At 65.2% G+C, this 12,688-nt stretch carries 13 protein-coding genes; 12 read left to right on the top strand and 1 reads right to left on the bottom strand.

The window, feature by feature from the left end; translation table 11 throughout:
- The first annotated feature begins 826 nt into the window (after window positions 1–826).
- From GFY24_RS29720 to GFY24_RS29750, 7 genes are all read left to right on the top strand, one after another.
- Window positions 827–1,612, top strand: a complete 786-nt coding sequence (locus tag GFY24_RS29720; RefSeq protein WP_153808413.1) for a hypothetical protein — start codon at window positions 827–829, stop codon at window positions 1,610–1,612.
- Window positions 1,600–2,361 (top strand): class II glutamine amidotransferase, encoded by a 762-nt coding sequence (locus GFY24_RS29725; RefSeq protein ID WP_153808414.1) that lies wholly within the window; start codon window positions 1,600–1,602, stop codon window positions 2,359–2,361. The genes GFY24_RS29720 and GFY24_RS29725 overlap by 13 nt, the downstream gene beginning before the upstream one ends.
- A 238-nt stretch (window positions 2,362–2,599) precedes the next feature.
- Window positions 2,600–3,805, top strand: a complete 1,206-nt coding sequence (locus GFY24_RS42350) for an amidoligase family protein (protein ID WP_228566757.1) — start codon at window positions 2,600–2,602, stop codon at window positions 3,803–3,805.
- Window positions 3,793–4,563: a hypothetical protein gene (locus GFY24_RS29735; protein ID WP_309231501.1), complete on the top strand. Its 771-nt coding sequence runs from the start codon at window positions 3,793–3,795 to the stop codon at window positions 4,561–4,563. The genes GFY24_RS42350 and GFY24_RS29735 overlap by 13 nt, the downstream gene beginning before the upstream one ends.
- A 166-nt stretch (window positions 4,564–4,729) precedes the next feature.
- On the top strand, window positions 4,730–5,224 hold the full coding sequence (locus GFY24_RS29740) for a hypothetical protein (protein WP_153808416.1): 495 nt from the start codon (window positions 4,730–4,732) through the stop codon (window positions 5,222–5,224).
- A 256-nt stretch (window positions 5,225–5,480) separates the two neighbouring features.
- On the top strand, window positions 5,481–6,170 hold the full coding sequence (locus tag GFY24_RS29745) for a hypothetical protein (RefSeq protein WP_153808417.1): 690 nt from the start codon (window positions 5,481–5,483) through the stop codon (window positions 6,168–6,170).
- A 71-nt stretch (window positions 6,171–6,241) separates the two neighbouring features.
- On the top strand, window positions 6,242–7,093 hold the full coding sequence (locus tag GFY24_RS29750) for a bifunctional DNA primase/polymerase (RefSeq protein ID WP_194853067.1): 852 nt from the start codon (window positions 6,242–6,244) through the stop codon (window positions 7,091–7,093).
- A gap of 42 nt (window positions 7,094–7,135) precedes the next feature.
- Here the strand turns inward: GFY24_RS29750 and GFY24_RS29755 are convergent, their stop codons facing one another.
- Window positions 7,136–7,867, bottom strand: a complete 732-nt coding sequence (locus GFY24_RS29755; protein WP_153808419.1) for a hypothetical protein — start codon at window positions 7,865–7,867, stop codon at window positions 7,136–7,138.
- 241 nt (window positions 7,868–8,108) lie between these two features.
- Here GFY24_RS29755 and GFY24_RS29760 point away from each other — a divergent pair, with 241 nt between their 5' ends.
- The 5 genes from GFY24_RS29760 to GFY24_RS29775 form a co-directional block, all read left to right on the top strand.
- Window positions 8,109–9,236, top strand: coding sequence for a DUF4192 domain-containing protein (locus tag GFY24_RS29760; protein WP_194853068.1), 1,128 nt, complete (start codon window positions 8,109–8,111; stop codon window positions 9,234–9,236).
- Window positions 9,220–10,089, top strand: a complete 870-nt coding sequence (dprA, locus tag GFY24_RS29765) for a DNA-processing protein DprA (RefSeq protein WP_153808421.1) — start codon at window positions 9,220–9,222, stop codon at window positions 10,087–10,089. The genes GFY24_RS29760 and dprA overlap by 17 nt, the downstream gene beginning before the upstream one ends.
- A 215-nt stretch (window positions 10,090–10,304) precedes the next feature.
- The gene (locus GFY24_RS43095; RefSeq protein WP_255458749.1) at window positions 10,305–10,436 is read left to right on the top strand and encodes a hypothetical protein; all 132 of its coding nucleotides are present in this window, start codon (window positions 10,305–10,307) and stop codon (window positions 10,434–10,436) included.
- Window positions 10,437–10,526: 90 nt separating this feature from the next.
- Entirely contained in the window at window positions 10,527–12,266 is a 1,740-nt protein-coding gene (locus tag GFY24_RS29770) for a ParB/Srx family N-terminal domain-containing protein (RefSeq protein ID WP_153808422.1), read from the top strand.
- Window positions 12,267–12,372: 106 nt separating this feature from the next.
- Window positions 12,373–12,688, top strand: a 316-nt coding sequence (locus GFY24_RS29775) for a single-stranded DNA-binding protein (RefSeq protein ID WP_153808423.1), incomplete at its 3' end; no start/stop codon positions are given.

Genomic DNA, 12,688 nt, shown 5'->3' on the forward strand with positions numbered 1-12,688 from the left:
GCTTCCTATCCACGCGTACAGCTATCGCATATGCCCCAGAACAGTTGTCGGACCAAATCATTCCACAACATCCCCTACTGTATGTCGCCTAAAAAATCATCATCAATAAGCCCCCGCTGCCGCATTCAAAATGAGCGCGGTGGGCGATGCACAACTACGCGGCAGTATCTAGCCCCCCGACGCGTGACGTTGTATTCCCTCTGGGCGCCTGAGTAGATATTTCCCCGAGGTAATGCGCACTGCGCATGACGGGGCCTTGACCACAGGCGCGGCCTCCCTCCGATATCACTCCGCGCCAGACTGCACCTTCATTTCTTCTGCTCAGAATCCTCGATTCTTCCTCGCCGTGACGGAATTCCCTCCGTCGCGGCGTTTGTCATTTCTCGACCCAGTGGAAGGCGATCCCGCTATGCCCGTACCTGCTTCGCCGGCACCGTCGTGCGCGGTTTGTCATTCCGTCGTTTCCGGTCGGCGACCACGAACCTTGGATGCCGAGACAGTCTGCTCACCATGTGTGTCGGTCTTGCCGCGCTGCGACCGGTGTCGCGAACCCAGTCGGCACCTGGCGGTAACCGTCGAACTCGGGCGGTTGTGCCGTACGTGTGCAGAGGGATGGTCGGAATGCGCACGCTGCCGATACCACACGCCCACCACGTTTCGCACCGATACCGGTGACCGTGTCTGCCCGCACTGCGTCAATCGGTTCTTCGATCGCTGCACTGTGTGCACCCTGTACACCGCCGATAGCCGCTACGTCTCCGGCGGCTTCCGCGTATGTTCGCGGTGCGCACAGAATTACCGCTCCTGTGCGGACTGTGGGACGCTCATGCCCGAGCACACCGACTGCGACAGCTGCGATTCCGGTGGTCGGGTCTGGAACTACAACTACAAGCCTGATCCGCGATTCTTCGGCCACGGCCCGGTGTTTCTCGGTCTGGAACTGGAAATCGTTGTCCCGTCCCATAATTACCAGGTTTGCGCGTCGACGGTCAGCGACCACGTGCGTGATTTGGCGTATCTCAAGTACGACTCATCGATCGAGCCGCTAGGCTTCGAACTGGTCACCCATCCGATGGACTACCGGTTCGCGATGGAGCAGTTTCCCTGGCAGCTGCTCGAGCGTCTGAGGAATCTCGGGTGTCGCTCGGATCAGAATGTCGGTATCCACGTGCATGTTTCGCGTGACGGGTTCGACTCGGCCGCACACATCTACCGGTGGGCGAAACTGATCTACCGCAACGAACCGCAAACTGTCGCCCTGGCCCGGCGCCGATCGACATACGCCGAGTTCTCCACCACCGCGCGCGAGCGGGTGAAGCACACCGCCAAAAACGATATGCACCGGTACGGATTGAACCGGTACCAGGCCATCAATCCGCACCCACGCCAAAGCCTGGAATTGCGTGTCTTCGCCGGATCCCTTGACCTCCAACAGGTTCAAGCAGCGCTGGCGTTCGCCGCGGCCACCGTCGAATACACCCGCACACTCACCTCCACCGACGTCATCCAGCAACACGGCTGGGACTGGGATCAGTTCACCGCGTGGGTGAACCAGCACGAGGAATATGCACCCCTGGCCGCAGAAATGGAGGTACTCGCATGTGCCTCCTGACCTTTCTCCCGCCCGGGGCTACCCCCGATATCGCGGCGCTGGAAAACGGTGCCCGCGTCAACAGAGACGGCCACGGGTTCGCCGTGGTCACCGACACCGGCATCCTGGTCGGCCGCGGCATGGATGCCGAGCAAGTGATCGATGACTTCATCGCGGTTCGAAGCCGGAACCCGGACCGGCCCGCGCTGTTCCACAGCCGCTACGCCACCCACGGCGCAGTGAGCATCGACAACTGCCACCCGTTCCGTCTCGGTCGCGACCACCGAACCGTGCTGGCGCACAACGGTATTCTTCCCCGAAGGGTCCAGCCGGCACCGTACGACCCTCGCTCGGATACACGGATCGCCGCCGAAACCTACCTTCCGCGAGAACCTTTCGGCTCTTACGACACCGTGCGGGGTCGGCGTTGCCTGGAGTCGTGGCTCGGGAGCAGCAAACTCGTCCTGCTGACCGTCGACCCGAGTTTCGCCGAGAACGCCTACGTGTTCAACGAATCGGCCGGTATCTGGGAGGCCGGTATCTGGTATTCGAACCCTGGCTATCGACCCGCCGCGACATTCGGGCTGCTGCGTTCACGGGCGTGGCTGTATGTGTGTGAGGGCTGCGGTGATGTCGACTTCAGTCGCCGCGGCCGGTACTGCGGCCGCTGCGGTTGGTGTTTTCACTGCGCCAACGTCTTTCCTCACTGCGACTGCAGCGGGCGTTCGAGCACGCCCGCTGTAGCGCTGCGCCGCAGCGGCATCCGCTAGTCACTACTCGACGCTCCCTCGACATCGAGTCTCGATCCACGCTCTCTCAGCTGTGTCCCCATCCGGTCGCTTCCGCCTGTTCAGCAGACGCTGATTCGACCCTTGTTCGTCGTGCGTGTACCGCGACTCGTTCGCCGGATTCATGCGCCAGCGGCGCGAATGACCCTGCGCGCCATCGTATTTGCGCTTCCGTCCTCCGATCTCTCCCGTCCTTCTCATCACCCAGGAAGGCCCACTTATGCCCAATTCGCTGACAGCGCAAGCCCTCTGCGCCAGGTGTGCGGCACAGCTGCCCGACGATCCTCCCGGCCACGAGCGCGGTTCGCTCTGTGCGGCCTGCGAGAGTCTTCCGTTCTGCGACGACTGTGGTGACCGCGTCACTCAGATTCACACCACCGTCGATGACGGGACCTTGTGCACCGACTGCGCTGCGCGATGGCGCGAATGCGAATGCTGCGAGCTCTACACCTCTTCCGAAGATCGCACCAACAACGACGGCATCGTCTGCGACGGGTGCCGCGACCACCACTACTGGTGGTGCTGGGACTGCCGCCTGTACGCCCGCTCCGTACAACTGCTCGACAACGATGAAAACGTCTGCGGCGACTGCGCGGACCAATACCGCGAATGCCTGGACTGCGATCGTCTCACCGGCAGCGGCACCTACTGCTCCTATTGCGATACCAACCAGCGCGATGACCGGATTTACGACTATTCGTACAAACCAGACCCTATGTTCCACGGCGAAGGCCCGGTCTACCTCGGGCTGGAACTCGAGGTCAAAACACCGAGCCGTGCCCTCGAGGACTGCGTCGACATCGCCACCAACCATCTCGGGCGGATCGGCTATCTCAAAGAGGACGGATCCATCGGCTACGGCAACGGATTCGAACTGGTCACCCACCCGATGAGCTACACGTGGGCCATCGAAGAGTTTCCCTGGAATGTGTTGCGGGAGTTGCGTGTTCGTGGCGCCTACATCGACAACGAGGTCGGGATCCACGTCCACGTCTCCCGTGACGGGTTCGACTCCCCGGCGCATGTGTATCGGTGGATGAAGTTCTTCTACCGCAACGAATCCCATGCCGTGCGGCTGGCTCGCCGCCGCAGCGATGACTGGGCCAGCTTCACTCCCGAAACCCGCGCCGACATCGCCAAATTCGCCAAGGGCGAACGCTTCGGCTACGGCCGCTACCAAGCCATCAACGTCTATCCGCAAGAGACCTTCGAAGTGCGCATCTTCGCCAGTTCCCTTCACCGCCAACAGGTCCAAGCCGCTTTGGCCTTCGTCGCCGCGTCGGTGGAGTACACCCGCACCCTCACCTCCGGCGATGTCGCACGCCGGAGCGGTTGGGAATGGACCGCGTTCGTCACCTGGGTGCGAGCGCACCCGATCTACCTGCCCTTGCTGGCGGAAATGGAGGCCCTCTCGTGTGCATCTTGAGCTTCTACAAGCCTGGCATCGCCCCCGATCTGGAAGCGCTGCGCGACGGGGCGGCGGCGAACCCGCACGGGCACGGCTACGCGATCGTGGCCGAGGACCGCATCCTCGTCGGCCGCGGGCTCGACGCCGACGCCGTGATCAACGAATTCGCTTCCGTGCGAGCACTCTTCCCTGACACTCCGGCGTTGTTTCATTCCCGCTTCGCCACCCACGGATATGTCAGCGAGCAGAACTGCCATCCCTTCGCCTTCGGCGGGGATGAGCGAACGGTGCTGGCGCACAACGGGGTTCTACCCGAGATCGTGCACCCCGCGATCGATGATCCACGCTCGGACACCCGCGTCGCAGCTGAGGATTTCCTTCCCCGTGAGCCGTTCGGGCCGATCGATTCCTGGACCGGCCGCACCGGGCTCGAGGACTGGCTCAACGGCGACAAGATGATCATCCTGACCGTCGACCCACGCTACAAGCACACCGCCTACCTGCTCAACGAACACCACGGACATTGGACCGCTGACGGGATCTGGTACTCCAACCACTCGTATCGGTGGCGGGCACCCGGCACCGCCGCCAAGCCCGGTAGCTACCTCTACGACTACTGCGACTACTGCGGCCAGTACGACATCGAACGCGCCGGACCGCACTGCGCGGCGTGCGGGTTCTGCGAGGAGTGCTGGCACGAATTCCCGCACTGCGATTGCGAATTCCTCGCCGGCACCGACCGCTACGCCGACCTCAAATACTTCGACGCCGCATGAGCCAATTTCTGACCGGACCACGCCGTCACCGGCCGCACCGAGCAGTGCGGAGCTGACGGCTGCCCGTCGAGAGAACGGAGTTTCCGCGTGATTCGCCCATTCACAGCATCGATCCCACACCGACCCAGCGGTTTTCAGCTCACCGACCGCCCCGGCGGTGATAGCGGTGGACGGTGATCTGAACAACTACACCGCCCGATTGCGGACCCACCACCACCGGGAGCTCGCCCCGCAACCCCCGGCGGCGGTAGTGCTGGTCGTCGGCTATCGGGCCTGTTTCGCCGCCGCGCCAAAGCCCGGCACACCGGTGATAGCGTTCGCCGCAATCACGGCAGCCACCACTACTGCCGTGGCTGCCCCGATGATGGCGTTGATCTCGGTCGAGAACGCCACCCAGGTCGTGCGTGTCCGCTCCGACGGCAGCAGTGAAATCGACTGGGAAGAAGACCCTTTCGAGATTTTCGGGCACTCGGGCATCCGATGGTGCCTCATGCCGGTGCAGTCCGCGCCGGGCGGTCGTTTCGTCATCGCCCCCGGGTCATGGGTTGCAGGCAGGTATCAAGCCGTGCTCACACGCTCCACGCTCTCGCACGCTCCCACCGCACCGACCGTCGTCGCGGTGCACAACGCCGACCCCCACACCGGGCACACCCGATGGTGATCACCGATGCCACTGCCCTGCTGGCGTGGATCGAGGCGTCCTTGCCCGAGGTCGCCCCTGCGGCGTTCGGTCCCTGGCTCGCTGAACCGGCGGGCCCGGGCGCCGTCTGGGCTGTGGTCCACGTACGAATCGAGTCCACAGCCCGGCCCACACGCTCGCTCAGCGTGACCTTGTCCACGCACCCGATCACTGACAACGATTCCGTGTCCTGACCATGTTGCTTCTGCGAGCAATCGCCCGTTCCGAGGAGAGAGCTGTGAATTACGATGCGTCGTCGGCGAATTCGTCCCGACCCCCCGTCCTGGCTCACCTGCACAACGCGCCGACCGCGCAAGGTTTGACCATTCCGTATCTGACGCTGTGTCACCGCGGACGGCGCTCACCGGTTTGGGGCGCGATCGACCCCGAACGCTACGCCGTAGTGCTCGGGCTGCGGTTGTGCCAGGTCTGCGGCGAAGCGCTCGGGAAGGGCGAAGGGCCCGGCAACCAGGTCGTGGTCTTCATCCGGCCGCAGGATTGGCTCCGTGGCATCGGCCCAGAACCTGGGCTACACCCTTCGTGCGCCGCCTACTCGACACGGGGGTGCCCGATGCTGGCCGGGCGGATGCCGACCTACCGATCCAATGCCGTGGCCGCGCGCATCACACCGTGCGATGACCCCGGCTGCGAGTGCCACCAATGGACCATGCCTGATCCCGAGTCCACAGAAGCCCAACGTGCGGGCAAACCCGCCGATCCCTGGTACTCCGCGTTGATCGACGCACGTGACTACGAGATCATCCATGTCGACGGCGACGAATCCAGTCCCTCCGGGTACGGCGTCCGCCTGCGCGAGGTGCCGATCCTGCGACTACGGAAAGTACGCGGCACCCCCGACAACGAGCCGACGGTGCTCGACATGGTGGCAGCGGCACTGGATCTCAACCGGCTCGCCGACGGCCTATGACCCGGGCACGGTCAGCGGACGCCCGCACGCCCGTACGCACCGGGCGTCGGGCTTCCCGAAAACCCGCGGGAATGCTGCCCGCTGCCTTGGCCAACGCCGAACGCGGCTTCCACATTTTTCCTCTGCACGCCTACTCCAAAATTCCCGCGATCACCGACTGGGAGAGCCAGGCATCGCGGGACCCCGACCTGATTCGTGAATGGTGGACTCGCGGCCCGGCCCTGAACGTCGCGGTCGCCTGCGGTCCGAGCCGGTTGCTTGTGCTCGACCTGGATGCTGCATCCCGGCATGCGGCGACAGAACCGCCCACGGCCCGCGAGGGGCGAGACTCGCTCGCAGAGTTGGCAGTTCGACACAGGCAGCCGATGCCGGTGCCAACTTTCTGTGTGGCGACGCCCTCGGGCGGCTACCACCTGTATTACCGAGCCGATCGGTTTCCGCAGTTACGCAACACGATCGGTCTTCTCGGACCTCGGATCGATACCCGGGCACAGGGTGGTTACGTTGTCGCGGCCGACTCGCGGCTGCGGCACGGTCACTACCAAGTGCTCGATCCACGAGAGCCCATCGGCTTGCCCGCATGGCTCGCAGCGCTGATGACGCCGCCACCGCCGACCGAGCCGATCCGCTGCGAGAACCGGCCACACCATCCTGACGCGTACGTGCAGGCCGCGGTGGCCAATCAGACCGCCCGGGTGCGCGCGGCCTCGACAGGGACACGGCATCGGACGCTGCTGCTGGCGGCCAATAGCCTGGGAAGGCTTGTCGGACAGGGCATCCTCACCCGGCACGACGCGCAGGCCGCTCTCTACGACGCGGCCGCCACTCATATCGGCATCGAACGGTTCACTCACGCCGAGGCCGAACGCACCATCGGCGATGGCTTGGATTACGCCGCGCAGCGAACTACATCCCTTGCCTGAGACACCGTGTGGCCGGTTCGAGCCAGGCGATGACACGCACGATCACGGAGCCTCGGAAGACTGTTCCCCCTTCCGGCGCTGCTCGCGAGTATCGGTGTCGGCGTGAGCAATCCGCGCCGATGCCATACCCACAGAGTTCATTGCTGCACTGGATTCAGTGCCGTGGGTGGGGGCGGGGTGCGCGTGGTCGGGGAGGACTCCGCCGTCCCGGTGCCAGCTGGAGTTTTCCGCCCTGTCTGGGGCCGGGTCGGAGTCGTTGCCGACCATAGCGTTGTTCGTGGACGGGTGTCGGCCTGGTGGGACCGTAGCGGCGGCCGGCGGATCCGTGGATTCCACGGATTGGCCTGGTGGCCTGCGTCTGGACTGGCGTGAGGTGCTCACGCGGGAACCGCCGAGAAGTTGGCGAGCGCGTTTGACTGTGATTTCGAGCAGATCGGCGACTTCCTCATCGGTGGGCACCTGCGCGCGCACCACCGCCGCGGCCGCGGCTTGTTCGTCTTCGTGGGTCGCGATCTCGGCCGCCGCATCAGCGATCACATCGGCGATCTGCTTTTGCAACCGCTCGACTTCATTATCGCGGCGCTGTTGTGCGTGGATGATCGCGTTCCAGGCGGCGAGGTAGTCACCCACTGCGCGGGTGATGGTCTTCTCCCGCTCGGTGGCCGCGGCGCGGCGTTGCAGGCTGCGCTGGCGCGAGCGTTGCAGGCGTGCAACAAGTTCCGGTGACTGCGGGGCGCGAGTGCGAGCCCGACGCGGATGAGGGTCTTCGGTCATGGCGAACAACTCCTGACAGGTACACGACAACCCAGCCAGTTCCTCGCGCACCCCACGCTACCGACCACCAGTCACACGCTGCGAGACCTTCGCCAATTCGTTGCACACGCCTGCACAACCAACCGTGCCCATATGGCACTACGCCGGCGGGCTCCCTCACATACCTGGGCCACATGCGCGTCGCCGACCGATGCCACGTCGTCCGAATCTCCTCACTGCCACACGATTAGGAGTTCCCTGCATGCTCTCGCCGCCGCCTATCGCCGATCCTGTCGACCTGATCGTTTCTGTCCCCGCCATGCTCGGCTTCACCCCGAACCGGTCACTGGTCCTGGTCTTCGTGAAACGTGAAACCGGTTGTGATCGAGCGCTCTCCGTACCGCTCGCAGTGCGCACGGCGTCTCCGCTGGAGCAGGAACGACTCTCCGACACCGAGATCGCGCACCTCGCGGCACGGATGTGTCGCCAGGCGGACGCGTCCGCCGTGCTGGCGGTCCTGGTCGATGACCGCCAACCGCGACCTGCCATACCGGTCACCACTAATGACCGGTACGGCTCTGTTCTCGAGGCTCTGGATACGCATCTCGATTCGATGGGCCTGAAACTCGGCGGGGCCTGGAGTGCGCGTTTCATCGCTACGGACGCCGCATGGTGGAACCCATTCGACCCCCAACAGCACGGGCACCTCCCGAACCCTGCCAGGTCACCGATCGCGGTAAGACACAAGGCTATTGGTCGGCCTATCCACCGCACGCGCGACGAACTCGCCGCTTTCGTGGATATCGATGTGGCACTGCGTGATCGCGTCACCGCACTGCTACCGAACGCCGCCGCGGACGCGCAACAGCGGTTGGCCCGCACGGTGCGCAACGGCGACCCGGACGCCTACACCCGCCAAGCAGTGGCGCAGGTGATGTCGACCATTAAAGACTTCTCCGCCCGCGCGGTCCCCTCACCGCAGACATTGGCGTACGTCGCTGTCGCCTTGCGCGACAAGGACGTACGCGACGTCATGTTCGGCGTCGCCGGCGGTGTCTACGCCGACCGCGCCGAACGGCTCTGGACTGTTCTGACGCGGGCGCTGCCGGACCCGGACCGCGCCGAAGCGGCCACCCTGCTGGCCTTCCACGCGCTACTGCGCGGTGAGGGGGTGCGCGCAGGCATCGCGGTGGACGCCGCGCTGGCCGCAGACCCCGAGCACCGCATGGCATACCTGCTGGGCATCGCAGCCGCGACCGCTACACCGCCGCAGCGGATGCGCCGATTGTGCCGTGCAGGGATCGAAGCCGCTGCCGAGCTGCGCATCGATATCGGTGCCGCAGAACCTGATTCACACACCAAGGAGAACCTCGATGACCACAACCGATGAGCGTCTGCTGGCGTGGGCGCTGCTCTCGCGCGCAGCTTTGGCTTCCCCAGATACGGTGCGCATTCTGCTCGCGGCGCACGGTCCGGTCGATGCGGCCGAACGCATCGTGGAGGACGGGGTCCGTTCACGATTCGGCCCGCAGACCCGCGTCACAGCCGAACTCGACCTCGAACGGGCTCAGCGAGCAGGCGGTCGGCTGCTCACCCGGGACGACCCGGGCTGGCCGGCCGCGCTCAATGACCTCGACACCGTCGAGGCCCACACGCCGATCGCGTTGTGGACCCGCGGGCCCGGGCAACTGAACCTGCTCACCGACCGCTCCATCGCCGTCGTCGGAACGCGAGCCCCCACCAGCTACGGCGAAAAGGTCGCCAGATATGTCGGCATGGACCTGGCCGCGCAGGGCTGGACCATCCTCAGCGGCGGCGCGTTCGGTATCGATGCGGCTGCCCATGCTGCTGCTCTCGAAGCCGGGCGGCCCACCGTAGCGGTCTTGCCGTGCGGGCTGCACCGACTGTTCCCCCAGGGCAACGCCGCGTTGCTCGCCGAGATCGAGAAGACCGGGCTGCTGGTCAGTGAATACCCGCCCGGTGTCGAACCCAACCGGAACCTTTTCCTCGGGCGCAACCGCATCGTCGCCGCCCTGGCGGCGGGAATCGTGGTGTGCGAGTCCGGGATCCGCAGTGGAACCTCCAACACCGTGCGCTGGGGCAACACACTGCGACGGCCCGTCATGGCCGTTCCCGGGCCGGTCGACTCAGCCGAGTCTCGCGGCTGCCACGAGTTCATCCGCACCGGTCAGGCACAGCTCGTCACCACCGCACGCGACGTCCTGGACGTACTCGCGCGCTGACCCCGGTACCTCGCGGCGTCGCTACACCGTGTTCGCCGCCACCGCCGTCCTGCATACCCACACGTCCTTCACGCTCTGCCGATTGTCAACGTTCTCGGAGGTCATTCATGTCCGTCAAATCCTTTGCTGTCCACAGCATCTCGCGTGGCGAGTACGAACAGCTGGTTCATCGTGGCCGTGCTGGAGCCGTGCCGGGGATCGAGTCTTCTCCGGTCATGGCTCAGTGGCGCGCCGAACATCCCGACTGGCGCGGTCGGCACTGGACATTCATCGCCGACGACCGTGAGGTGCTGCGGCTTCGCCCGCTCAACGTCACCCGCGCCGAGCGCCGCCCGATCGCTGCCTGAGGCACACCACTCATCCGCTTTCTCTCCCTGTGGGGCCCGCTACGCCACAACGTAGCGGGCCCCACTCATGTACTCCTGGAGGTCTGTCCCGTGGAATCTGCTTCCGCCCCTACCGCCGTAGCGGTCCTCGACGCCGAGGTCATCGAGCCTGCCGAAGTCGTTGCCTCTCCCGCCGAACCCGAATCTACGACCGAACTGGAGCCCGACTCCGACACGGGGCTGTTGCCCACGGTCGAGGCTCTGTGGCGCAACCCGACTGAGTTGGTGATCGCGGAGAACGTCCGCAAGACTTTCGATCTCAACGAGCATCCCGACGTGCGGGACTCGATCAAAGAGTTCGGCGTCAGCATTCCGATCATCGCCGAACGCCAGCCCGACGGCAGTCTGCATGTCACCGAAGGACAGCTGCGCGCACTCATCGCCGCCAGCGTCGGCACCAAAAAGGTCCCGGTGTGGGTGACCGACGCCGACCCGACCCTTCCGGAGAACGAGCGCCGTATCTCCCGGACGTTGATGCAGATGAACGTCAACGACCGCCGTGTGCCCATGGTCGAAGCCGACCGCGCCGACGGCATCGCCTTGATGCTCGACCTCGGTGCATCGGTGACACGCGTCGCGAAAGGCTTGCAGCGCAAACGCTCCGAGATCAAACACGCCGCCGCGATCGCCGCGTCGACGACCGCGCGCGGACTCGTCGATTCCGGTCCCTACAGTCTCGATCAGCTCGCGGTCATCGCCGAGTACGAAACCCTCGGCGATACCGACGCCGTCGAGCGCCTGTTGCAGGTGCCGCGGTCGAGCTTCAGCTACCGCGCCAAGCAGATCGCCGCGGACCGCCGCGAGACCCGTGCCCGCCTCGAGGCATCGCTGCTGTACGCGGCCCTGGGCTTCGGGGTCCTCACTGCCGAGCCCGACACCGGTTCCCCCGAGCCGCAGTATCTTCCGGCCGAACTGCTGGAGACCGCCGATGCCGGACCGGTCACCGAAGACGTAATCGCCGCCGACGCGCATCGATGGCTGGTGTATGTCGAGGTCCAGGAGAACGGTCACCTCGTCGACACCCTCACCGGTGAACTCGTCGATTCCGACCAGGTCGACTGGGACACCAAGGGCAACAACGCATCCCAGCCCACCGAGGGGCTGCGTCACGCCGATTCGGTCGAATACCGCGACCGCTGGATTCCCCTGTACTTCCTTGCTGCCGACCAGCTGGCCGAGTCCGGGTTGCGAATGCGTGCGCTCGCCCAGAACAACGGAGCAGCGGGCAGCGAACGCGCCGAGCAACTGCGTGCCGAGGCCGAGCAGGCTGCCGCGCAACGGGAAGCGGCGCGTCGGGAGCGGCGGCGGGTGCGGGAGCTGAACAAGCGCGGTCTCGCCGCCAAGGAACGGCGTGAGGAGTTCCTGACACGGTTGTTGTCGCGTAGGACTCCACCGCCGCAGGCCGGTCAGTTCGTCGCCGAGTCCCTGGCGTGGGAGTCGGATCTGTTGGGGTCGTTTCACGCGCCCAGGACCGCGCTGAACTTGCTCGGGGTGTCCGGGTACACCAGCGAACTGGTCACTTCGATCCAGTCCGCGACCGCGAGCCGGGCGTGGGTGATCGTGCTGGGCATGGTGCTCGGCGCGTTCGAATCTCGCGCCGGCAAAGACTCCTGGCGCTACAACGACCGCAGCCTGCAACGGTATCTGCGATTCCTCGCCACGGTCGGTGAACAGCTCGAGTTCGAGCTCGTCGACGTCGAGCAAGCCGCCGCCGGGCTCATCGACTTCCACGACATCGACATCGACGCCGACGTCAATGTGGACGCGGCCGCCGCAGCCACCGCTGCCTGACCCACCGACACGCCGCGCATCCGAACCGATATCGCGGCGCGATCTACCGCCGGTCCCGAACCGACAGCGGCGATGTATCAACTATTTTCGAGAAGGGAGCCGATTTATGGCTCAGGACCTGTTTACCGTCAAGGGAAATCTGACCGGCGACCCCGAGCTTCGATTCACACCGGCAGGTGACGCGGTCACCAATTTCACCGTCGCGTCCACACCGCGCTATTTCGACCGGAAGACCGGTGAATGGCGCGACGGCGAAGCCCTATTCCTGCGCTGCAATATCTGGCGACAAGCCACAGAGAACGTAGCCGAGAGCCTCAGCCGCGGCGCACGGGTAATCGTCTCGGGCCAGTTGAAGCAGCGCAGCTACGAAACCCGCGAAGGCGAGAAACGCACCGTCGTGGAGCTCGACGTCGACGAGGTCG

It is taken from the genome of Nocardia sp. SYP-A9097 (assembly GCF_009649815.1).
Taxonomy (GTDB): domain Bacteria; phylum Actinomycetota; class Actinomycetes; order Mycobacteriales; family Mycobacteriaceae; genus Nocardia.

Coding starts and splice junctions, on each gene's coding strand:
- GFY24_RS29720 (WP_153808413.1), top strand. CDS start 827: ATGCCCGAGCACACCGACTGCGACAGCTGCGATTCCGGTGGTCGGGTC.
- GFY24_RS29725 (WP_153808414.1), top strand. CDS start 1,600: ATGTGCCTCCTGACCTTTCTCCCGCCCGGGGCTACCCCCGATATCGCG.
- GFY24_RS42350 (WP_228566757.1), top strand. CDS start 2,600: ATGCCCAATTCGCTGACAGCGCAAGCCCTCTGCGCCAGGTGTGCGGCA.
- GFY24_RS29750 (WP_194853067.1), top strand. CDS start 6,242: ATGCTGCCCGCTGCCTTGGCCAACGCCGAACGCGGCTTCCACATTTTT.
- GFY24_RS29755 (WP_153808419.1), bottom strand. CDS start 7,867: ATGACCGAAGACCCTCATCCGCGTCGGGCTCGCACTCGCGCCCCGCAG.
- GFY24_RS29760 (WP_194853068.1), top strand. CDS start 8,109: ATGCTCTCGCCGCCGCCTATCGCCGATCCTGTCGACCTGATCGTTTCT.
- dprA (WP_153808421.1), top strand. CDS start 9,220: ATGACCACAACCGATGAGCGTCTGCTGGCGTGGGCGCTGCTCTCGCGC.
- GFY24_RS43095 (WP_255458749.1), top strand. CDS start 10,305: ATGGCTCAGTGGCGCGCCGAACATCCCGACTGGCGCGGTCGGCACTGG.